Annotated in this window: 11 protein-coding genes and 1 pseudogene; 7 read left to right on the top strand and 5 right to left on the bottom strand. The window is 66.3% G+C overall.

Translation table 11 applies throughout. The features are described from left to right. Window positions 1–19 precede the first annotated feature (19 nt). From ABH933_RS22755 to ABH933_RS22765, 3 genes are all read left to right on the top strand, one after another. Window positions 20–2,128 carry a hypothetical protein gene (locus ABH933_RS22755; RefSeq protein ID WP_429419937.1) on the top strand — a complete coding sequence of 703 codons (2,109 nt, stop codon included), beginning with the start codon at window positions 20–22 and terminating at the stop codon, window positions 2,126–2,128. Window positions 2,129–2,157: 29 nt separating this feature from the next. Next, window positions 2,158–5,601 (top strand): hypothetical protein, encoded by a 3,444-nt coding sequence (locus ABH933_RS22760; protein ID WP_429419935.1) that lies wholly within the window; start codon window positions 2,158–2,160, stop codon window positions 5,599–5,601. A 318-nt stretch (window positions 5,602–5,919) separates the two neighbouring features. After that, window positions 5,920–7,230: a discoidin domain-containing protein gene (locus ABH933_RS22765; RefSeq protein ID WP_429419933.1), complete on the top strand. Its 1,311-nt coding sequence runs from the start codon at window positions 5,920–5,922 to the stop codon at window positions 7,228–7,230. Here the strand turns inward: ABH933_RS22765 and ABH933_RS22770 are convergent. The 5 genes from ABH933_RS22770 to ABH933_RS22790 all read right to left on the bottom strand — a co-directional run bounded on the left by ABH933_RS22770 (window position 7,224) and on the right by ABH933_RS22790 (window position 19,261). Continuing rightward, the gene (locus tag ABH933_RS22770) at window positions 7,224–7,592 is read right to left on the bottom strand and encodes a hypothetical protein (RefSeq protein ID WP_429419931.1); all 369 of its coding nucleotides are present in this window, start codon (window positions 7,590–7,592) and stop codon (window positions 7,224–7,226) included. The two genes, ABH933_RS22765 and ABH933_RS22770, sit on opposite strands and share 7 nt — an antisense overlap. 308 nt (window positions 7,593–7,900) lie before the next feature. Beyond that, window positions 7,901–9,106 (bottom strand): hypothetical protein, encoded by a 1,206-nt coding sequence (locus tag ABH933_RS22775; RefSeq protein WP_429419929.1) that lies wholly within the window; start codon window positions 9,104–9,106, stop codon window positions 7,901–7,903. Then, complete coding sequence (locus tag ABH933_RS22780) at window positions 9,103–12,915, bottom strand: hypothetical protein (RefSeq protein ID WP_429419927.1); 3,813 nt, start codon at window positions 12,913–12,915, stop codon at window positions 9,103–9,105. Before ABH933_RS22780 ends, ABH933_RS22775 begins: the two co-directional genes overlap by 4 nt. Continuing rightward, complete coding sequence (locus tag ABH933_RS22785; RefSeq protein WP_429419925.1) at window positions 12,912–15,251, bottom strand: hypothetical protein; 2,340 nt, start codon at window positions 15,249–15,251, stop codon at window positions 12,912–12,914. The genes ABH933_RS22780 and ABH933_RS22785 overlap by 4 nt, the downstream gene beginning before the upstream one ends. After that, window positions 15,248–19,261 carry a DUF6603 domain-containing protein gene (locus ABH933_RS22790; protein ID WP_429419923.1) on the bottom strand — a complete coding sequence of 1,338 codons (4,014 nt, stop codon included), beginning with the start codon at window positions 19,259–19,261 and terminating at the stop codon, window positions 15,248–15,250. The genes ABH933_RS22785 and ABH933_RS22790 overlap by 4 nt, the downstream gene beginning before the upstream one ends. Window positions 19,262–19,630: 369 nt before the next feature. Here ABH933_RS22790 and ABH933_RS22795 point away from each other — a divergent pair, with 369 nt between their 5' ends. From ABH933_RS22795 to ABH933_RS22810, 4 genes and pseudogenes are all read left to right on the top strand, one after another. Further along, window positions 19,631–20,434 (top strand): hypothetical protein, encoded by an 804-nt coding sequence (locus ABH933_RS22795; protein ID WP_429419921.1) that lies wholly within the window; start codon window positions 19,631–19,633, stop codon window positions 20,432–20,434. Between the two features lie 228 nt (window positions 20,435–20,662). Next, entirely contained in the window at window positions 20,663–21,136 is a 474-nt protein-coding gene (locus tag ABH933_RS22800; RefSeq protein ID WP_429419919.1) for a hypothetical protein, read from the top strand. A gap of 371 nt (window positions 21,137–21,507) precedes the next feature. Next, window positions 21,508–21,705: pseudogene (locus ABH933_RS22805) on the top strand (steroid 3-ketoacyl-CoA thiolase); the annotation flags it as partial. 28 nt (window positions 21,706–21,733) lie between these two features. After that, window positions 21,734–22,444 carry an alpha/beta hydrolase gene (locus ABH933_RS22810; RefSeq protein ID WP_429419917.1) on the top strand — a complete coding sequence of 237 codons (711 nt, stop codon included), beginning with the start codon at window positions 21,734–21,736 and terminating at the stop codon, window positions 22,442–22,444.

The following is a 22,444-nucleotide window of genomic DNA, read 5'->3' on the forward strand; positions in this document are numbered from 1 at the left end:
GAACAAGGGGGATGTCGCTATGCCCACCGTCAGCACTCGCACTCGATTCCTGGACCATCGCATTCCCTCGCTCTACGCGGGCCGTTACCGGATCACGATCGAGCAGGACATCGCCACCATCGCCACCCTGTCCGAACGCAAGCAGACCTTCGATGTGCACGGTCTGCGCTTCTCGTTGGGTGCCTCCGAGATCCACGCCTGTTATCCGGTGCCCGGCGCGGTCGGGAAATACAATCAGATCCTGCCGCACATCACCTTCGATTTGGCCGCGTTGCCGTGGTCACGCCTGCTCAAAGGAGCCGCGGACGGTACACCCTGGATTGCCCTGCTGGTGTTCCGGGAAGGTGAGCTGCCGCAGGACCCGCAGGCGGTCGGCGCGGTCACCGTCTCCACTGTCGGTACTCTGCTCGGCGGGCAGGCCGGACCGGGCAGGCCGCCGGCGATCGAGACCGCCGACCTGCAGGAGGGTGAGGCCGAACTGTCCTGTCGCACAATCCAAGTGCCCGCGAATGTGTTCGCCATGATCCGGCCGACCATGGCCGAGCTGGCGTTGCTCGCGCACATGCGGGAGGGCGGCCCGCCGGACGCCGACCATGTGCGCGGCACGGATCCCGAGCCCGACCTCGACGACCTCAACGCTGTCGTCGTCGCCAACCGGTTCCCGTCTGCGGCGGGCGGAAGACATGTCGCGCACCTGGTTTCGATGGAAGGCTTCGAACCCTACCTGGGCGGCACCGCGCCGCCGGCCGAAGGGCTGCGGCTGGTGTCGCTGCACACCTGGGCGTTCGAGACCCAGTACGACAACGGGATCGGCTTCGGCGATCTGGTGCAGCACCTGGCCGCGGAACCTGATCTGCTACTGCGGGTTCCGCTGTCACCGGGCAGCGCCGACGGTGATACGCGGCAGCGGCTCGAGGGCGGCGCGACCGTGCTGCCACAGCGCCTGGAATCGGGCGAACGCAGTTTCGGCTTCTACCGTGGCCCGCTCACCGCGGCACCTGCACGGCGATTGCCCGACCCCGCCGCACCCCGGTTGGAATCCAGTGGAGAAGCGCTGATCTACCTGCAACAGTGGGGCATCTTCGATACCGGGTATGCCTCGGCGTTCAGCCTCGGCCGCACTCTCGCACTGGCCGATGCTCCGTTCCGCAACCAGCTGCTGGAGTTTCGCAAGGCCGCGCGCCGCGCCGCCCGGCGCATGGCCGCGCATCCGGAGTCGGTCTCCGGGCGCAGTATCGCCGCAGCGGGCCGCTCGTTGCGGGACAACCAGGCCCGCAACGCCTTCGACCAGCTACTGTCCGACCGGCTCATGGGTGCTCTCGCCCGCAGCGGTGCCGAACTCGCTGTCGCGCCCCGCCGCGCGGCTCCACGCAACGGCACATTGTCGGCGCTGTCGGTATCCGGGCTGCGGGCGACGCTGGCCGATGCCGAGTCCCGGGACGTGCTCCGGGCGGCCACCGCCGAGGAACTGGATCCCGTGGCGCAGTGGCTGAATCGGCTTGCCGTCCTGGAGATGCTGCCGTTCGACCACCTCGTGCCCGATCCGCGGATGCTGCCGCCGGAGAGCATCCGATTCGGCTACATCGACCCCGACTGGGTCCGGGCGGCCGTGGACGGTGCACTGAGTGTCGGTGTCGGTCACGCACTGGATGCCGACCTGAACGCGCTTGCCGCCGAAGTGCAGGCTCCGCCCAAGTGCGTTGTGCTGATCCGATCCGCCCTGATCCCGAACTGGCCGCGCACCATCATCACCGCCTTCCGTGGCGAGGAGACCGTCGAACCGACCCATCGGACGCTATTCGGCAGCGATGTGCTGATGCTGCTGTACCCGAGCGTGATCGATCGGTTCACGCTGGCCGAGCCGCCGCAGGGGCTGCACTTCGGTATCGGTGATGTCGGCACCGTCGAGCTGCGCCACTTGACCGGCCAAATCGGCTACCCCATGGGCGAATTCCCGGTTCCAGCCGGCTTCGGCCGCTTCCTGCGGGCCGCTGGGGATGTATTGGACATCCAGGCGAAGCTACTGCCCGAACTCGCTGCCGCACACGGTCTTCCGACACTCTCCTCGGCCCAGTTCGCCCTGCAGATGATCAAAGCCCCGCAGTTGCAAACCTTTTCCCGGCCCTGAGCCGAATCCGTCCTCCCCAGGGGGTATTCATGCCCAACGACACTCTCGTGGTCCCCGTGGAGGTCGCGGCGTTCGCGGTCAACGCGCAGACCCGCGACACCGACGGCACCTACGTCATGCAACGCTGGATCGCCAACTTCGTCCCCTTCGTCAACGACAACGAGGCACCCGAGCCGCAACCGTTCAGCGGCACCGAGATGTGGGGCGGTGACGCGTCCCGGCTCGGTGTCTATCTCCAGTGGCAGTTGCCCGAGGCGCTGCGCCAAGGCCATCAAGATGAGGAGACCGGTGAGATCGGTGACTTCCCGCTGGTGCCCAACCGGTGGCTGGTCACCCGGCGCTCGAATCAGGGTGTGCGCTGCTGGATCGTGCAGAGCGACTTCCTGGACCGAAGGGAGGGCACGGTCTCCTACCTCGATCCGCACGCCGACGCCGCGACTGCCACCAAGATCGGGCGGGCGGTCGAGCTGAGCGCGGGCAGCGGCTGGCAGGAACCGGGTGGCGGCCAGTTCCTCACGGCGCTGGGTCCTGGCCTGCTGACCTTCTCCGTCTACCAGCCCTACAACACGAACGTCTTCTCGTTGCACGACACGCTCGGCGACATCGATGGTGTCGACCGGCTCAGCTATCACGTCGTCGGCTGGTACTCCGACCCTGCCAAAGACATCCTCGTCGTGGGACCGCACGCCGATGAACCCTTCAATGAGGTGATGCGGCGTCTGGAATGGCAGCTGGCTTCCACCTTCGGTGGTCCCCGCCGCTCGCTGTATTCCGGTAGCGCGCTGGGCATCGACTGGCGGCCGGACGGCGGAGTTTATCCGTCCGACAGTCCGATTGCCCGCGAGATCGCGGTGGCCATCGGCAACAGCACCGCAGAGGCCGCCGGGGTACTTCAGGAACAAGCCGGCGGTTCGAATGCGCTCGGCGCCGAACAGGCTCGCCTCTACAGCGCATTCGCACTCGGGGTGCTCAACGAGTACGACCGCGCCGACGGCGAGCTGTTCCCGGAGCGGGCCGCACACGATTCCGGTTTCGGCCCGACCCCGGGCGGTTACCGGTGGCGGGTGCTCGATCGCAGTGCCGACGACGTGCGTGCCGCGCTCTCTCGCACGGAGCGGGCCGACGAGCAAGTTCGCGCGGCGGAGGTAGTCGCCGAATTGAACCGTGCGCAAAGCGATCTCGACGCGCTGGAGCGGGATCTGGCCGACGCGCGGCAACGCTTGTTCGTGCTGTGGGCGCTGTCGCGGGAGAAGAAGCAACCCGAGTTCTTCTCCTCGCGGATCGAGCGCGAACTCAACACCGCGACCGGCAAGGTCACCGCACTGATCACTGAGGTCGACGAGAAGCGCGCCGAAATCCCTTGGGCCACCGACGCTGACGGGCTGGCCACGCGTGCCCGCGCCTACGCCGCCGAGCACGGATTGCGTTCCGGTCTGCAACTGCAACGGGTCCCTGCGGAGCCGTTCGACCTCTATTCCGATCCGGTGCTGATGCTGCAGGGCGCCAACCTGAACGCGCCGATGACCAGAGGTTCAGATTTGCCGTGCCGGGTCGAGGAGCGTCTGGTCACCGGGATCGGTTCGATCACCGCGGCATCCGTCGCCGCGGATGTCGCCAAGGTGAACGTCACCGGCCTGCCGGGGCCGATGCGCGCACTGGTCACGGAGTTCTTCATCATCGACCGGGCCCGTGAGCTCGGGGTGGGTTTGGCCGGCGCAACCGGCACGCTGCCCGAGCACGGTACCGAGCAGTGGCGTCAGCCCTGGCAGCCGCTATTCCTGATGTGGGAGGCCGAATACACCGCCATTCCGTTCGTGGAAGGCACCGTCGAGCGGTGGCGCTTCGACCGCAATCGCTACCGCTGGCAGGGCGAGGGTCGGTTGGAGCCCGCGATCACCGTGGGCGGCAGGCAGATGCTGGCCCCCACCAGCGGGTACGACCAGGAAGGCAAACTCGACAGCTACGCGGCGGGTCGGGCCGATCTGCCGGAAGCGCTGCTGGCGGGTGTGCGCGAACAGTTGCGCGGACTGGACCAGCTGTCGCAGCGTCTCGACGGCCTGGGCGCGGCGGTCGGTCAGCGTCTGGCCGGGGTCAACGCCGCGCCCGACGGAGCGCTGGGCGAGCTGATCGGCGACGGTGTGGGACTGTCACCGGATCCCGGCCCGCAACCGGTCTTCGACTGGGACGACTGGGAGCCCTCCGATTTCCAGGAATTGCGTTCCGGTCACCTCATGTTCACCCGGCTCTCGGTGGTCGACCGATTCGGCCGTGCGGTCAACCTCATCGACAACCCGCTGCATTTCAACCGGCTGATCAAACCCGAATCGATGACCCCCGATCACGCCGTCGGCGAGATCCAGACGGACCGATACGTGGAACTCGGGCCGCGGCTGCTGCAACCGGCTCGGCTGCGTTTCGACTTCCTCTCCGCCGACACCGACCAGGACGTCGAACTCACCGCGGGCGCAAACCCGGTGTGCGCGTGGCTGGTACACAACAGACTGGACCGGTCGATCGCCTGCTACGACCCCGACGGCCGGGCACTGGGCGATTTGCGAGTGGTGCTCACCGGAGGCGGCCAACGGATCGTGCACTGGACCGCCCTACCCGGCTCGCCGGTGCAGGACTTCGACCAGTTGGCCGGGCTGTCCACGCATGCTCATCGGTACCTCGGAGCCGTCAAGAAAGCTCCTGCGGTATTCGATGCAGTGCGCGGCCTGCTCGACGACACCCTGGCCGTCATCGATCCGGAGGGGCCCGAGGACCAGAGCTTGGCCTTCCTGGTGGGCCGTCCACTGGCCTTGGTCCGCGCCCGCCTGGACCTCGAGCTGTGCGGGGCGGTACGCAAGGACGTCACCTGGCAGGAGGTGCTCAAGTCGCCGCAGACGCAACCGCAGATGCCGAACTACCGGTGGATCGTCCGCCTCGGCGAGGCACGCCAGACCGACGACGGGCTCGTCGGTTACGTCCTCAACGACGACTACGACCACTTCGAGACCGTCCTCGAACCGAGCGGCCAGCACGGCGGCTACCTGCGTGCCATCGGAACCGGCGACCGGTTCAAACTCGCCTTCGCCGGCGACAGCACCGCCACGGTCACCCTGCTGATGGACACCCGCGCCGCCGTACACGCCACCACCGACATCCTCCCGGTCGAATCGGTATACGTCCCACAACGATTCACCGACGCGGCCCTGACGAACATGGCCGTGAACTTCCGCACCGGACCACTACTGATCGCCACCACCGACCACGGCGCCGCAACCCTGCCGCACCCCGCGACCGCCACCGGCAGCTGGTCATGGACCGAACCGGCAGGCACCGACTGGACCTCGCTACCCATCACCGTCCCTGACCCGGCATCCCTGCCGATCGGCAGCGATCCCGAGATCCGTTCGGGCTACCTCGTTTTGGAAGACGCCGCGCAGGGGAGTCGCAGCAACGGGAACCACAACGAGCAAGGAGCGCGCTGATGACCACTATCACGCAGTACACCGCCACCACAGCGACCAGCGACGGTGCGGTAAACAACACTCGGTCAGCGCGAATACCATAAGTCATTGCCCGCAGGTTTTCAGGCGAGGCAGGTTTTGTTGACTCTGGCGGGCCAGTACGCGCCGATCGCCATTCGATCGTTCATGGTTCGGACGCAACTTCCGCCGTTGCGGATCACCCGCGTTGCGGCCGACTTCGGCGTCCCAGTGACCGCACATCGTGGCATCACCGAACGCTGATCGTCTTCCGCTGCGGTCGATTCGGCAACCGAACCACAACGAGCGAGGAGCCCGCTGATGACCACCGTCCCGCGGTACACCGCCACGACCGTCACTGCCGCCGACGGCTCGGTGAGCAACAGTCCCCCACTGCATTTCGACCTCAACACCGACCCCGACCCGGTGCGGATTTCACCCTCCACCGGGGACCCGCGACGCGCGGACTTCGTTATGGTCGGCAGCCGCCGCAGCGGGACCGCCATCGAGTGCCGCAAAATCACCATCACTGTCCCCACCGGCACCAACTCACCCGATCTGACCCCGGATCTCGCCAGTGTCTCCGCCCAGATCAGCCTGCCCGGCTGGACCCCGATCACCAATACCGCGACCAAAACCATCACCTTCACCCCCGCCTCCGGCCACACCGAAATCGGCCGCGACCAAGGCGTCACCGTGCAACTGATGGGCATGCGAATCAACACCGAGATCGGCAGCGCACCACTACGCATCGACCTCGAATGGCGCGAAGCGGGCTACGACGACCCCTGGGACGTCGGCACCACGATATTCGACATCGGAAAATTCCCCCCGAGCTTCCATCTCGCCAACTTCATGGCAGACCAGTTGATCATCGATAACGGCGACTCGGTCAATCTCGACTGGGAGGCCAGCGGCGTCTCCTCGCTGCGGCTTCTCTACGACGTCGCCGACGTCAACGTCTTGGACAAGACCACCTACCCGATCAACGACCTCGGTCACACCACCGTGTTCTACCTGCGAGCGACCGTCCAGGTCGGCAACAACACAGTCGAACGAACTCTGTCCGTCACCGTTACCGTGCGTGTACCCGACCTCGAGGTCGGCAACCTCATCGTGCGCGGTGACCTCATGGCGCTCAACGAGCTCACCGTGGGCGCGCCCACCGCGGACGTCCCGACAGTGTCGGCATCGAAAGATCCCGATCCGCAATTCCCGGTGGAGAACATGCTGGATGGGGATCTCGAAACCTACTACCGGAGCAAAACAGCAGTCGACTGGACGGACTATATAACCTTCGACTTCGGCACGACGCGGCGAATCTCTGCTGTCGATATTTATTTCGGCGATACGAGCGGTGGAAACTTCTCACCGGTAGGGGACTTGAGATTCTCCGTCGACGGAGTCGGCTGGTCCAGCCCCACTGTGTACAACAAAGGCACGAGGGAGTTTCACTACACCGCACGGGACTCTCCGGAGGTGCGTTTCATCCAGCTGTACTTCTGGGGCTCTGCGCCCTTTCTGGCCATTCGATCGTTCCAAGTGTCGTGGGCCACACCGCTGCGAATCTCCGCGGCAGACGCCGACTTCGGCGTCCCAGTGACCGCGCGTCTCGGCATCACCGATCACTGAGTATCTCGAAACACCCAATACCACACTGCTGTCACGACAGCCGACGGCTCGGTAAACAACAGCCCGCCACTGCATTTCGACCTGAACACCAATCCCGACCCGGTGCGCGTCTCACCGTCGAGCGGCGACCCACAACGTGCCGATTTCATGCTGGTCGGCAGCCGCCGCAGCGCATCAGCCATCGAACGCCGCAAGGTCACCGTCACCGTCGCCACCGGTAACAACTCGCCCGACCTGACATCGGACCTCACCAGCGTCTCCGCCCAGATCAGCCTTCCCAGCTGGACCCCCGCCACAACACCAGCACCAAGACGATCACCTTCACCCCCACCTCCGGCCACGCCGAGATCGGCCGCGACCAAGGCGTCACCGTGCAACTGATGGGCGAACCATCCCGCGGCCCATGGACCATGGACCACAATTGCGGATCAAGCCGGTCGATACTCGATAAGAATCATCGTGGAGGGCCCGGGGACAACTGACAGCCGCTCGCTCATCGCGCGTCCCAGGCGGCGGGAGCAGTCCAGCAGCCGGCACCGGAGCCGAGCACCTCGTGCACGGCATTCCAGCGTTCGATTGTGGTGGTCTCGCGCGTCAGCCGGTGCCGTTTCGGGCCGGCGGCGGCCCAGCAGCGATGACACTCCCGGCAGAAAGCGGTCAGGGCTCGATGTCAGTAATCGGGTCCGATCTTCCAGGTGCTCGGGTACGGCTTGCCGTCGCTGTGCCAGACGAATACCGAGTGGTTGTCCTGGTTCGGGTCGTCGCGTGCAGACACCCACAGGTACTGGCTGGCGTCCCCTCCGCCCCTGATGCTGACGGGATCGTTGAGGCGGACTACGCCCTGACCATCAACTGTGAGCCCGCCGCGTATCTCGACCGCGCCCAGATTCGACGAAATGCCTGAATTGGCGAAGAGAGCGCCGTTGATGTATGCACTTTGATAGGCGTACAAGGTCCCATTGACGGTGAGACCGTCGCCGACGGTCATGTCCGTTTTAACGTTCAATATGCCGGTGACCTCTCCCTGTCCAGCGGTGAGCAGCCCTGTGACAGTGAGTGCTTCCAGGGTCGGGTTGGTGACGGTGACGGGTACCAGGGCATTCAGGTAGGTGGGTTCGAAACCCGCCGCGGTGTATTCGGCGACGAGCACGAATGTGGTGTCGCTGGTGAGGGCGAATTGGTGTTCGGCAATGCCCTTCTCGGGGAGGGTGACATGCGTATTCGTGCCCTGATAGAGGACGCTGCCGTCGCCGTCGTACAGGGTGAACGAGGTGCCGTTGCTTTCCCAGGCGAATTCGACGGAGTCCCCGGCGGCGAATCGGGTTTGCGGAACAGTATTTTTACTGGGGCTGTGCGTCATGAAGTTGCGCAGATAGAATTGCTGTGCCTCGACTTTGATGGGCACAGTGCTCGTCTTGAGCTTGTGGTTCTTATCATTGTCGACGGTCGATTTCTCGCCCATGGTACAGGTGAGCGTGCCGATATCGGTACCGAGGGAGCCGGTGAGAACGATGCTCATCGGATAATCCAGCAGGTCGGTATCGTCATCGTCATCCGAGGCATTGTTCGTGAGGGTGAACTGATAGGGCGGCTTGGGACCGGCGCCGGCGGCCTCCAATTCCTCAACCGCGGCGGAGAAGGGGACGCTCCATTTGCCTGCAGGGGTGACCGAGCACGTCGGCTTGCTGACGAAATAGGGACTGCCGTCTGTCGGCTCGGAGGGAACTGCGATCTGGATCTGTGAGCAGTAGACCGGTGTGCTGAGGGGAGAGACGGCGATGGTGATACGGGCCTGCGCGGGGGCGTCCCCCGTCCCCGCTTGCAGTGGCGAGGGGCTGGTCGAGGGCTGGAAACTCAACAGGGGCTGATCGGTCATGGTTGGGCCTTCCTCTCGGGTGGGGTCGGGGTTTCTTCCAGATCGGTGGTGAACCGGAGCAGGCCGTCCTGGAGTGTCGAGGGGTCGTCCGGGAACTGGGCGTTCGGTGCTGCCGGTGTCAGCGCGAACGGGGTCCACGCGGTATTCGCGAGTGCGGGACGCAACCAGGTCCAGCTGCCTTGCTTATCGGCGGGCTGCGGAAAGGCGATGGATCCGCCGCCGGTGTCCGGGTCGTGGCAGGTGGTGAGGATGGGACCGAAACGGAAAAGGGCCTCGATATGGGCGAGCGGGGTGTCGCGGTGGGCGGCGGGGACAGAGACCTCGGTGGTGGGTGTGATGCCGGTGACGGCGTGCACGGCCGCATACGGGTCCATCAGCAGCAGCACCTCGGTCGGCGCCGGATCTGCGAAGGTCAGTTGGAGATAGCTGGCGTCCGACGGGGTATCGCGAGGGCCGAGTGGGCCGATCTGGGTGAGGAAGTCCTGTTGATCGTCGGGTTCGGTGACACTGTGGAACCGGTCGTATCGGTATACACCGTCCTTGCCCGTGAAATACCCGACGAGGCCGTCGTCGCGGGCATCCCGATCACCCAGCCGGACCGCGAACTCGTGGGTGGTGAACTGCGGCTGCGGCGGTTCGAGCGTCGCCGCCCAGCCGGTGTCGAACAGTGGGGGACCGTCCAGGGACAGCCGCAGTTGTGCGGGGACGAGCGCCAGCGGCCGTCCGATCAGCACCGACAGGTTCTTGTCGGCGCGGGCACCGAGCGGGTCGGTGGTCCACAGGGTGGAGTCGATCGCATCGAGGAAGGCCGTGAAGTTGGCGGGGGATGCGAGCTGAGCCGAGCCGAGCAGCCCGGCCACGACGGGTGCCCGCGCCGCGACCTGGTCGAGGCCGGTGATGGCGCCCTCAGGCGGCGGGTCCCACCGCCCGATCTGCCCGTCACGGGTGCTGACCAGCCGGTAGGTGCCCAGCAGAGTGCCGGTCGGGTCGTAGAGCAATAGGCTGTGGTCGAGATGGCTGGGCAGCAGCCACCCGCCGATCGGGCTGGCCTCGGCCGCGGTGCCGACGATGCGGCGGGCGGTCATGCCGTCGAGAAGATCGAAGTCCAGCCGCGCCGGTTGCAGTGGACGCGGCGGCAATTGGGCCACGGCCGCGACCTTGGGAGCGAGCGATGTCGCGGTCGTGAAGGCGTTGTCGACGACCAGCGGAAAGTTCTGATAATCGTGCAGCCCACCGTATTCCGTACTGGCGTTGACGACATCGAGAATCCGCCCGAACTTGTCGTACAGGAACAGCTGCGACAGATAGATCTGCCCCTGCCGGAACTCCTGGAACTGCGCGTCGCTTCCGGCGGGCAGATACGGGACGCTGCGGACCCGGTCGAGGTAGCGAGCGGGCAGGTCGTCCGCGGTTGCGGCATCCGAATATCCGGCAAGCCGCGCAATATGCGGGAAGTCCTCGTCGTTCGGCGTCGGGCGGCGCGAGGCGCGGCCGGTGCGTGCGGCGAGGAGTTCGTTGAACCCGCTCAGTTCCTGGGACAGGAAACTCCACTCGCCGATATTGCCCAGCCATTCGTCCAGTCGGGCGGCCTGATCGGCGGTGCCGTGGTCGGCCACGTACTTCTCCAGGCGGGCGGCGAACAGGGACCGGGGGTGCGGGCCGAGCCCCGTGATCCCGCCGACCTCGACGATATCGTCCAGGGAGTGCTGCAATCGGGCGGTGCCGGGAGTGAAGCGGTAGTCGGTGCCGTCGAAACTCCAGCAGCGCTGATCGCCGACGCTGTAGGGGATGGGGAGATAGGCCACCTTCCATTCCATGAACACCGGCTGCCAGGGCTGACTCCACAGCGTCGGGCCCAGCGCGGGCAGAGTCCCCGTGTAGTCGCCGGGCCGGTGCGCGGTGAGGGTCGCGGTCACCTTGTCGGCGGGCAGGCCCGTGGCAGCGGCCAGGGCGGCGGCGCTACCCGGATCGAGCAGGAAGAATTCGCCGAGCAATGCCTCCAGCAGATCGGGAAACGAAGGGCTCGAAGGGATTTCGGGCATCGGTGGGTTACCGGGGGTGACGGTGATCGGCGTGCCGTCGATCATGACGGCGGCGATCAGGCCGGAGGTGCCCGCGATGACCAGCCGCACCGACAGCGGCTGATCGGTGTCGGCGGTGTCCGGGGGAGGCAGCACGCCCGACACGGTGACTGCCGGATTATTGCTCTGCCAGAAGGAATTTCGAGGTACTGCGGTGAGCATGGCGCCCGGCGGCAGGCCCCGGTCCGCGGCGAAGGCATCGATCGCGGACCGCAATGCTTCCTGTGCGTCGGCGGGTGAGCCGCCCGGATCGGGCTGGGGCACCTTGGCCACCAGGTCCCGGACAGCGGAGGTCCGGCGCTGCACCCGCTGGGCCAGCGAGCCGTCGAGACCGGGGTCGAGATGGTCCTGCATCTGCTGTGGATCGGGTGCATCGCCGGGTGGGACGAGGAGGTTGGCGTAGATGCCGTTCTTGAGCCACAGCGCGTTCAATTGCCATTGCAGCGCGGACAATTCGCTCAGCTGCGCGTCCAGGTGATGTTGATCGTCGTTGAGGGTGTCCAGCCATGCCGGCGCGGCGAAGGCCGGTGGTGTTTCGTCCGTGGTGGGCGGCGGCGTCACGGTCCAGCGGTGGCTGCCCGCGGACGCCGCGAACCATCCGGCGTGAATGCGGCGTCGAATTCGTGCGTCGCCGCCCTTCTCATCGGCCAGGGGCAGCAGGCCGTGCAGGAACGCCCGCAGCACCTGCATATCACCGGCGCTGGGTGCGCGACCAGCGTTGTCCTGCGCGCGACCGGCCAGTGCCGCGAAGGCGTCCTCGGTGGAGTTGGCGAGCGCGACGTCGATCCTGCCCTCGTCGCGAATGCGGCGCAGCGGGTCGTCGGACGGTGCGGTCGTGGCGTCGGGCTCCCAAGCCACCGACAGCACGTGGCCGCAATAGAGGCTGCGGGTGGCGGGTTCGACCGCGGCGTCGTGGCCGGGGTCACCGGTGAGGCGCGGATCCCGCCAGTTCAGGTGGGTGAGCAGGTCGGCGTAGGAGGTGTCCGCCGACGGGGCCAGCAGGTCGGCGTCGGGGTTGGAATACCAGCCGAGCAGGTGATAGCCGAGGGTGGTTGTACCGAGGTCGGTGACCTCGTCGACGAAGGAGAACACATTGCTGTTGTGCGGAACGTAGGTCGGGAAGTACGGATCTCCGGGGCCGAGGGCGGTCAGGAACAGTCGATCGGCAGCGGCGCGTTCGGACCATGCTCCGGGTGTGTCGGCGGGGAAGGCAAGTCCGAGCGGCAGCTGATAGAACCCCGGCTCCGGCTTGCGCGGTTTGACCTGATTGCGGTACGGGTCGGCGCTGGCATGCCAGCTGTCGAGAGTGTCCTGGCCGACCAGGAAGTCGCTGGAGTGCGCGGCGTCGTGGCCCTGCTTGCGAGCGTATGTGCTGTGCGGGCAGTCGCTTTCGATCACCCACGCCTTCATCCGCCGGTCGGTGGTTCCGCTGAATCGGGTGAGCAGCCAGCGGTTGGGGACCAGCGGGTACCGCAGCCTCCCGGTGCGCGGGTCCTGCGTACCGTGGCGGAGCCCACGCGGCAGCGTCCAGTGCAAATGGACTCCCGCAGCGGTGAATTGCGAATCCTCGAGCTGCCGGTCGCCGACGTCGGGGTCGAGACCGGCATAGTCCTCCAACGCTCGGTAGGTCCGCGGCCAGATGCGAAAGGTGTTCTCGCCCTTGACAGCCGGGGTGATCATCAGGGCATCGAGCGCGATCGGGACGACGAGGGTGGGATGCACGGTCACCGGCCTTTCGGTGGATCGGTGGGTCCGACGAAGCGGATCTTCTCGGGAACCCGGACCAGCTGCAATGCCAGATCGGCCGGGGTGAGCGGGCCGACCGCGGTCCCGTGTGCGGTATCGAGGGCCCCGCCGATGGCGGTTACCAGCGAACCCGGCGCCAGCACACGGCAGTCGCCGCGCAGATGATCCAGCACCGGAAAGGCGATCTCGGGATCGAACGGCGCGCCCAGCGCCGGACCGGAGTCGCTCGGCCGCAGGTTGCGCAGCGGGATGAGGCCCTCGTCGTCGACGCCGAACCGGAACCCTTCCTGCGGTTCGGCCAGCTCGACCGCCTGCGGTATGCCGTCGTACAGGCACAGCAGCACCGAGGGTGACATGTGATCCAGCCGCAGTATCCGCAGCCTGCCGCCGGCCGAATCATAGCCTTGCACAGCGAGATTCGGCCACCCGGAGACGATTGCCGACCGCAGCAGAATGCCCGAGATCTGTCGTGCCGCTCCTGTTCCTTCGTTCGTCGCCGGTGAGTCGCCCCCACCCCGTAGCGTGTCGCGATGGGTGTTCGCCTGCATGGCCGCCACGGAACGAACTGCGGCGCTGATGATTCGGTCCTGCATGGTGTCGCGGCTGGACTGCGCACCGACGCTCAGCGCACCCGAAACCAATGCGTCCAGCCACATGTGATCGATATGGAAGAAGCGCAGCGATTCCGGCGGCAGCATCCGCTCGTCGGGAACCAGGTGGATGAACGGAATGCCTTGCAGCAGTATCCGTTGCGCGAGCCAGGCCGCGATCGGTTCGAGTTCGCCGGCGAGCGGGTCCGTGCTCAGCGCTCGATCCAGCGCAGCCCTCGTGCCGGGGGAGTCGAGAAAATCCGCCAGAGCCGCTGCGGGGTCGCTCGCCACGGCATCGGGCGTGGGTGGTGACCACGGCCGGGTCGGGACCGGTGGCGGCCCGCCCAGCACGGTCAGCAGCGGGCCGTCGAGCATCGCGCCGAACGCCGCGCGCGCGGTCGTGGCCTTCGGCACGCCATCATCCGGGTCCGGGAGGTGGGTGCTGATCTCCTGATGGTGGAGTGTGTCCACCAGCGCCCGTGCCGCATGCTTGAAGCTCATCAGCTGCTGGGCGAATGCCGAATCGGCGATGGCGAGCGCTCGGCCGGTCTCGAATGCGGTCGCCCGTGACAGGTCGAAACTTCCCCAGACCGGGTCGTAGCCGATGAGTGCGTCCGCAGTGGTGGCGGTGGCCGTCAGCGGGGTCGTTTCGGACACGACCGGGGTGCAGGGGCCGCGATACCAGCCGTAGGTGTTCTCCCCGGATCGGGTCACGTATGGCAGTGCGACATAACCATCGTCGATCCGCCGCGCCACCTGACCTCGCGCGTCGGCGATATCGGCGTTCGGGTAGGGATTGGGCAGCCGCAACCACATCTGTTCGCGTGCAAGGGGATTGCCCGTGTGCGGGTCGTGGGCCAGCCCCTCGGCGAGTTCGCGGAAGTCGATCTTCCGGTCCGCCCGACACCGGAACGTCCAGCTGTACAGCGATAGCAGCGCGACCGACGTATGACCGCCGAAGTCGGGGTTCTCGGTCAGGATCTGCTCGTGGCCTTCCAGCGAGACCAGGTGTGCGATGTTCTCGACGGCGTCGGCGGATCCCGGCGGGCCGACGGCCGGGAAACGGCCCGAGACGACCACGGAGAACAGTCCGTCCTCCTCGATACCCAGAATAGGCCGGTCACCGGTGTTGGCGCCGCGACAGTGCGTGAACCAGCGCGCCTCGTCCAGTCTGGGTGCGACCGCGCGGAACGCCTCGGTCGTGACCTGGATGTAGCGGCACGGTGCGCTCGGCTCGATATCGGACTCCGGCACCAGAGCGGGTTTGAGCACTGCCGGGTCGGGGGCCGTGAAGTCCTGCACGGTCGCCGACAGCGCCCGAGTGGGATCCTGAGAGTCGCCGACGAGCTGGTCGTGGGTCAGCACCAGCAGCGCCAGCCACGGCGTGCCGGGTGCGGCGCCCATAGCGCGCTCCCACGGCAGCATGGGGTCACCGAGCACCACATGCGGCAGGACTTCCGCGAATCGCCCGATGCTGCCGTCCGCAGGCTGGGCGGCGACTATCGCGCCGGTGTCGATCGCCACCTGCGGGGCGCGGACGGTGAACCGCTGCACGGTCCGCAACGCCCCATCCGCAATGATCGACGACCCACCCGGACCCGCCCGCAGGTCGTGTGTGACCTCGGCGGTGTAGTCACCCGCCGGCACGCCGGGGAGATAGTTGTCGTGCAGTTCGATATCGCCGATCGGGAGGGAGTCCCGTGCGGGATGGGCAGGGCTCGAATTCATTGGGGGGCACCCGCTTTCCGGATCATCGGCGCCTGGCTGTAGAGGTGACCCGCGCCGGATGCCAATCCCGTCAGGCGGTCGTTGGAGCCGGTGCACAGTTCGGCATCGGCGAGCGCCGCGAACACCTGATCGCGGCGGCCTCGTACCTGATCGCTGTCGATCTCGCCGAGCAATTGCAGGGCGGCCGGATCGGGTGCGAAGAGGTGGTCACTGTCTACCGCGGGGTCCGGTGGTAATGGCGAAAGCCCGGGTGGGATCTCCTCGCCGTCGTACTCGCTCAGCGGGAACACCCCGCGTGAGCCGGCCAGCACCGGCCGGGGTGCCTGCACCGCGCATCCGAACAGCAGATTCGCGACGAGGTCGGCGCTCGGTCGCGCGGGCTGATGGCTGAACGGGACCGGCGGCGCGCCCCACAGTGACGCTGCCAGATGCTGCCTGCGCGCGGTGACGGTCCACCCCTCGACGGGCCGACCCTGATACCGCACGGTCAATTGGTGCACTCCGGTCACGCCGGTCAGGTTCATGGGCCGCACGTCGATATCGGCACCGGTTTCCACGGATTCGCCGCCCATCTGCAACCGGCTGGCGGGAATCGCGGATCCGGTGGTGAAACGCAGGTCGCGGGCGCGCATCAGCCACCGCTGTCCATTGCTGCTGCGCTCACCCGAGCCGGTGTCCGGCACTGTGCCGTCCAGACCGCTTACCGGGGTGAGGCCCAGGATTTTCGCGCGCTCGGGCAGCATGCCGGCCAACTGCACCCAGGTCAGCGGAGCGGTGCGGCCTCGGTCGGGGTCGGCGCCGAAGCCGATGGTGACGGTGTACACGAGCAGGTGGACGCTCACCGAACCGCCGGTCGGCGGCCCCCACAGGGCGAGCCGGGCCCCGACCGAGACGCCGACCTCCCCGTGGAACAACCAGGTGTCGATGCGCACCGAGGCGCCGACGGATATCGCGATCGTGGCGGTGAAGTGGAACGGGTTCCAGGCCACCAGGAGATCGGCGTGTGAGGTGAACCAGGCCCGGATCGGACCCTCGTGGAACAGGACATCGATCCCGGTTCCCGCCATGGCACACGACGGTGTGACGGCCAGATAAGCCCCGCCGATTATCGACACCGCGGTACTGGGGATCCATCTGATACCCAGCCGGGGTACCACGGGGTAGTAGGACGGGCGGTTGAATCCGGGGTGATAGCCGCCGAGCGTGATCACGAACTGTCCGGCGTTCGGGTTGGGCCCGAACCACACCGCCGCGGCGAATCCGCCGGTCAGATGGCAATCCTTCACCAGCACATAGGAGGCGTCGGACAATTGGGCCTGCGCGATCAGGGTGCCCTGGGCGGGACGCAGGGACGCCTGTAGTCCCAGCTCGGCATAGACGTACGTGCGCGGCGATTGCCCGGCCTGCGGAAGTTGCAGGGTCGCGGTGCCCAGGAGGGCGATAATGAATTCGTGGCCGAATTCGGCGATGAGCACCAGTTTGGTTTTCACGAGCTCGAACAGGGTCAGCTCTACCCCCGCAGCCAGCCAGTAACTGCCTTTGTCCGGTGGAATCCATTGTCGCGCAGGCATTTCCGGCGAGGCCGGAAGACGGCCTTCGAGCACGTCCAGAACCTCGGTGGGTTTGCGGTCCGGGCCGTTGAGTGCGAGCAGCGGGAAATTCGGGACCTCGCGCGCGCTGGGCACGACCAGTGCGCGGTTGTATCCGAATCCGGCCATCAGCGCACTGACCACCACCGGCGGCTCGCCCAGCTGGGCATTGAGCTGAGCGAAGATGAACAGCGAAGGATCTCCGCCGACCAGCTGCGCATAGGAGCCGACCGCGCCGAGCGCGAAGGACTGTCCGGCAATGACGGCGGTGCCGTCGTATTGGAATTCGACCCCGGCGGGCGGCGTCGGAACATGCAGCAGGCCACCGGAAATCGTGATCGACGGGGTGGTGACGGCCAGGCTCAGCCCGGACAGCCCGAAGGTCGGGGCGAATTTGTCCAGTCGTGAGCCGACCACCAGGCCGTCGAATGTCAGCTGCAGCGGACCCAGCGTGACCGCGGCATCGAGTGCGAACTTCAGCGTACTGCTCTGGTAGAGCACACCGATCCGGTTCACCTGCAGGATGCCCAGTTGCTTTTGCACCGATATCCATACGCCCGGCCCGCTCGATGCGGCAGGCGGCGTATTCGCGGTCGCCGGGACGCCCCCGGACGCCCGACCGGCCGGCCCGGACGCAGCAGGGGTAGCGGAGGGCTCGGAGGTACCGGATGCCGGGGCACCCGGTGAGCCGGACGAATCGGCGGGAAGGCCCAGCGCCACCGGTGTGGTGCTCGTGCCGATCCGCAGTTCTGCTTGCACGGCAATGCCTTTGGCCAGGCCCTTACTCGGCAGGGGTACCACCTTGAAACGCGCGAGCAGCGCGTCGAGCGCGGCGGTGGTCGTGGCATCGATTGCGCCTGTGCTGTAAAGGATTTGGAGGTTATCGACACCGAGAGCGCCCATGCTGGACAGGAATCCGCCGATGAGCGGCAGCTGGGCGAGATCGATACCGGCCGACAGATCGAATCCGATGGCGAACACCGCGGGCCCGGCGGCCGGTTTGACCCGGATGATTTTGGCGTCGGTCAACCCGATGCGCAGGCTCCCCGGAATCTCCGCCGCCAGTTCGGTGGATATGGCAGCTACCCAGTCCCGCAACGCAATTGCGTCGCCGCCGGAATTGCGATAGGCGGCGACGAAGGCGTCCGTGCCACGCTCGGCGTCGAAGAGCAGATCCAGCTCGACCTCGCCTACCGGCAGCGTTCCCTGGTATCGGGAACCTTTCCCGTCGCGGGTGATGGCGATGCCGACCGATGCCGTGATGCCCTCGGCGATCTCCAGTCCGCCCTGGCAGCTGGCACTGAAGTCGCCGCCGCCAGTACGGTAGGAGAACCAAAGACTTTTCAGCGCCAGGGTTTCCACAGGCTGCGGCGCTCCGGTCAGGCCCATGTGCGCGAGCAGTGCCCCCATCGTGAGCTGGTCATTGGCCGGTATCCCGCCTTCGAAGCTCCAGTTACCCTCCGCGCCGGTGGATTTCGCCGCGCTGACGGCCACCGGAACCGATCCGAGCTGTGCGCTACCCGAGAAGCGGACCACGAACTTCTCGAATGTGTTGTAGGAGACGGAAACCGACAACTCGCGCAGGGTGAGATGACCGATGGACCAGTCACCGGCGAGGCTCGCCGTGATTCGATAGGTGTCGCCGAGCCCGGCGGCGAAGTCGAGTTCGGTTATGGTCAGAGCTGTCGGTACATCGATGACCGGAAGGCCGAAGGAACTCAGCAGCTGCGTGACGCCGAGCGGCCGACGCTCGTGCAGACCGCCGCTGAGACGCCGTTCGGTCGGCCACAATTCGACGTCCAGGGCGAGATCGCCGAGCGTGCACGCGGTGGCCACCGCCGTGGATGTCACCACCTCGCTGTCCGGTCCGTCCGAAGAGTCCTGCTCGAAGTGATAGTCGATACCGGAGACCAGTCCGAGCGCACGTTCCAAACCCAGATCCTTCAGGCCGGTCTCGATGCTGCGCCATATTTCGTTCCCGGCCAGCTTGCCTGCGAGCGCATCCAGCGTGAATGCGCCGGGGTGCGGTGGCCGCACCGTTGCTCGAGACCCGCCGGGATCGGTGGCCTCGAGGGTGACCACGACCGCGATCCCGTCGAACCGGCCGTCGAGCGTCAGCGTGACCGCACCCGACCGGGTCACCGTCAGGTTCGCGGACTGTACGGTGGTGGCCACCTTGGCGTCGGCGGGCCAGGCCGATGCGACGCAGGTCAGAGCCAGCGTCAAAGTGGTGCGGCCCTGGTCGATCTGCGGTCGGCCCGAACCCGCGATACCCGCCAGTGTGCGGCCGGAAAAGGTGGTGAGCGCACTGCGTAATCGGTCGGGCAATGCGGTATCCGCCCCGTCGAGAACGGGTGGGTCGCCGAGCCCCGTGAGATGGGCCGCGAGCGCGTCCAGGTCGATCGAACCGTCGTTGCCCACAGGTCGCCCTCCCCTACGTGTAGCGTCGCCCTTTCCCGGGACAGGATGCGGCAAGGCTGATGTCGGTCCGGTGCAGTCGTAACCGCCAGAGAATAGTTAAAAACCTTGCAGGAGAATGCATTACACCTGCATGTGGGCGCCCCGTCCAGTTTGCGTCATGCTTCGCGGTCCGTCAAGCAAACCGCGCGCGCTGATGTGTCATCGGTCCACAGCGGGCCGGTCGCCCTGCCCTTGACCGCTGCGTGTCGATCCCGCACACTGAGTTCTCGGATGCGTCAGAGGGAGTCGGAACATCTCTCCGGTTCGGAATGTCCTCTCTGGCAACGAGTTTCGTTCGTCGAACGGCTGCAGTAGTCGAGGGGACCGGATATGGTGATGTGGAGTCCCGATGACCCCAAACGCGGAGTGTTCCAGCGAGATGCGTTCGGGCCCAATGCCTACATGATGATGATCCAGCATCTGCGTGATGGGTTCGACAACTACGCACCCGGCAGCGAATTCATGTGGGTTGCCTTCAATCTGAACGTTACCCATGTATACGAACCCCGGATCATTCGATTGTGTTTCGAGACCAGGAATCTCTATCTGCGCGGCTGGACCATCAGCCGCAGGGGTTGGTCTTTTGTGGCGGCCTGGTCGAGTGAGGAAAGAGAGAATTGGACACGGGAACGGCTGAGCCTGCTGCCATGCCCGGCTGACTCTTACATGGGTCGAGAGCCTGCCTATATCCCGTCGGAATACAACCGGGCCGCCAGCGGACCGCGGCTGTCGCGGTACGACTTCTTCAAGAACCTCGATGTGCTCCACAGATACCTGAAAAACACAATTCTCGGGTACGACGTCACCAATATCGACAATGTGACGACGGCCTTCCACCTCCTGGCCCGCACGACCTCGGAAATGGCACGGTTCGGGTCGTTCTGCCGGAAGTTGCGCGGCAACTGGGAAGTGGGGATATCGCAGCAGGTCCGCCTCGCCTCAGGATTCGAATGGGGTCCCGCCAACGACCGGCAATGGAAGACCCCACCATTCGAGGATGTGATCACCAGCTGGCAGAACTACTCCAAGAAGGCCGAGAATGAGCCCGGCACGCTGCAATGGCAAGGCAGCGACGTCTCCCAGCAGCAGGCCGTCGAGCTGATGGGTGACGGCGTCCATTGGAAGGCTCGATGACTGCGGACGGGGCATGCTCGGTGCGCCAGAATTCGGATTCGCCTGCGTATACGGGTTTGGCGACCTGAGGCTGGATCCGGGCTCAGCCCGCCGACCAGGACCCAGTGGGCACCCCGGAATCCAGACCGGCCGATCCCTCAACGGTCGCGATCCTGGCCGTCGCGGCGGGTATGCGCGGCTGGGTTCGCGACCTGAGCTCGGACTGCGTCACCGGATACGCTGGCCCGGTTGGGGATTCGGCACCGCTGTCCCAGCGAGAAGACGTTCCGGCGGGTGTTGTCGGGCCTGGATGCCGCGGATCTGGACCGACGGCTGGACGCGTATTTCACCGGGCTCGCTGCCGCGGTTCCCGATACCGTGGGTTCGGTGGTGGTGTCGCTGGACGGCAAGACCCTGCGTGGTGCTCGCCGTGGCCGGGCGGCAGCGTCGCTGGTGTCGATGTTCGCTCACCGCACCCGACCGGTCCTGGCCCAGCTCGACGAAGACCGCTCCACCGTCGCCGCCGGCCACGCCCCCCAGGTCATGGCCACCCTCCGCAACACAGCCATGAACCTGCACCGAATCGAGATCGTCCACTCGCCTGCAAGGCCATCGACCGAAAGCCAGGCGAATACCAGCGAACAGCCGGCATTGGAGCACAACACCGTCGAACCACCGCCGACGGCGCACGAGCGGCTGCACACGCCGATATTCGCGCGGTGATCGACGGGCGTGAATCCGACCGGGGCTCCGGGTTCGGGGTGGTGGAGTGTGCGGCGTGATCAGGTAGCGACCAGGACGGTCTTTCCGGGTAGCCGCCCGGTGCCGGCCTCCTCGTGCACCGCACCCGCGAGAATTCGATCGAGGAGGAGCCGCCATGCCCATGATCGATGTGTACGCGGTCGAAAACGCCGGTGCGCTGGACCGGGACGAGGAGTTGGTGGCGGAGGCGCGCGCCCAACTCGCGGAGATCGCAGCCGGCCGGGCCTGACGCCCAACATTCCCGCGGCGGCAGCGGATGAGCGGCGCTCCTTGTCCGAAAGTCCCTGCGCTGCAATATAAATCAATTACGCGAACCCTTTCAGGAGTCAGGCATGGATGCAGTCATCATCGACGCTGTCCGCACATCGATCGGCAAAGGAAAATCCAACGGTGCACTCGCCGGTGTTCACCCCGTGGATCTGCACGCACACGCATTGACCTCCCTCATCGATCGCAGCGGAATCGATCCGCGCTCGATCGGAACTCCGTGCGATGGTGATCTGAAGGCAGCAGCGCGGGGCAAAGCCGGCGGTGCCGTGAGTCCAGGAGGAGGTGGCCGTGAACGCCAGGTTCGAGACCAGACCGTCGCACCATAGCCGCGAGTCGGGTGCCGGGTCGTCGCATGTGATTGTGCTACCGGGTGGCGGATACAGCTTGCACGCTGCACATGAGGCCGAGCCGATCGTCGACTGGCTCGCTACCTTCGGTGTGTCGGCAAGCGTCTTCCGTTACCCGCTCAATACACGGCATCCAGGGCCCTTACTGGCGCTGCAAGACGAGATCCAGCGCCGTCGCGCTGCGGGCGCGAGTCGGATCGGTGTCATCGGTTTCTCGGCCGGCGGGCATCTTGCCGGGCTCGCTGCGCTCACTCCGACCACCGACATCCGCCAGTCGGTAGAATTCGCTGTTCTCGGCTACCCAATCACCTCGATGGAAACCGAGACCTACAAACCTTCACAGCTGATACTGCTCGGCGAGCATCCGTCACCGGAGCTGCGTCGCGCGACTTCACTCGACAAAATGGTCACGGCATCCGCCCCGCCCTTCTTCCTCTGGCACACCGCGGAGGACGCCTATGTTCCGCCCGAGCACACCTACCGCCTGGCCGCCGCGCTGGCCGCGCACCAGGTGCCGCACACAGCCCATGTATTCGCACATGGGCCCCACAGCCTCGGCCTTGCCGAGGGTGCTGGCGACACTGCCGCCTGGACGGCTCTGGCAGCCTCGTGGATCACCGAGCAGATCGGTGTACCTACCCATCTTCGGTGA

It is taken from the genome of Nocardia sp. GP40 (assembly GCF_050434125.1).
Lineage (GTDB): Bacteria > Actinomycetota > Actinomycetes > Mycobacteriales > Mycobacteriaceae > Nocardia > Nocardia albiluteola.

What these genes read in the sequence shown, in the direction of transcription:
- ABH933_RS22760 (WP_429419935.1), top strand. Translation starts at nt 2,158, where the DNA reads ATGCCCAACGACACTCTCGTGGTCCCCGTGGAGGTCGCGGCGTTCGCG.
- ABH933_RS22785 (WP_429419925.1), bottom strand. Translation starts at nt 15,251, where the DNA reads ATGAATTCGAGCCCTGCCCATCCCGCACGGGACTCCCTCCCGATCGGC.
- ABH933_RS22765 (WP_429419933.1), top strand. Translation starts at nt 5,920, where the DNA reads ATGACCACCGTCCCGCGGTACACCGCCACGACCGTCACTGCCGCCGAC.
- ABH933_RS22755 (WP_429419937.1), top strand. Translation starts at nt 20, where the DNA reads ATGCCCACCGTCAGCACTCGCACTCGATTCCTGGACCATCGCATTCCC.
- ABH933_RS22795 (WP_429419921.1), top strand. Translation starts at nt 19,631, where the DNA reads ATGGTGATGTGGAGTCCCGATGACCCCAAACGCGGAGTGTTCCAGCGA.
- ABH933_RS22775 (WP_429419929.1), bottom strand. Translation starts at nt 9,106, where the DNA reads ATGACCGATCAGCCCCTGTTGAGTTTCCAGCCCTCGACCAGCCCCTCG.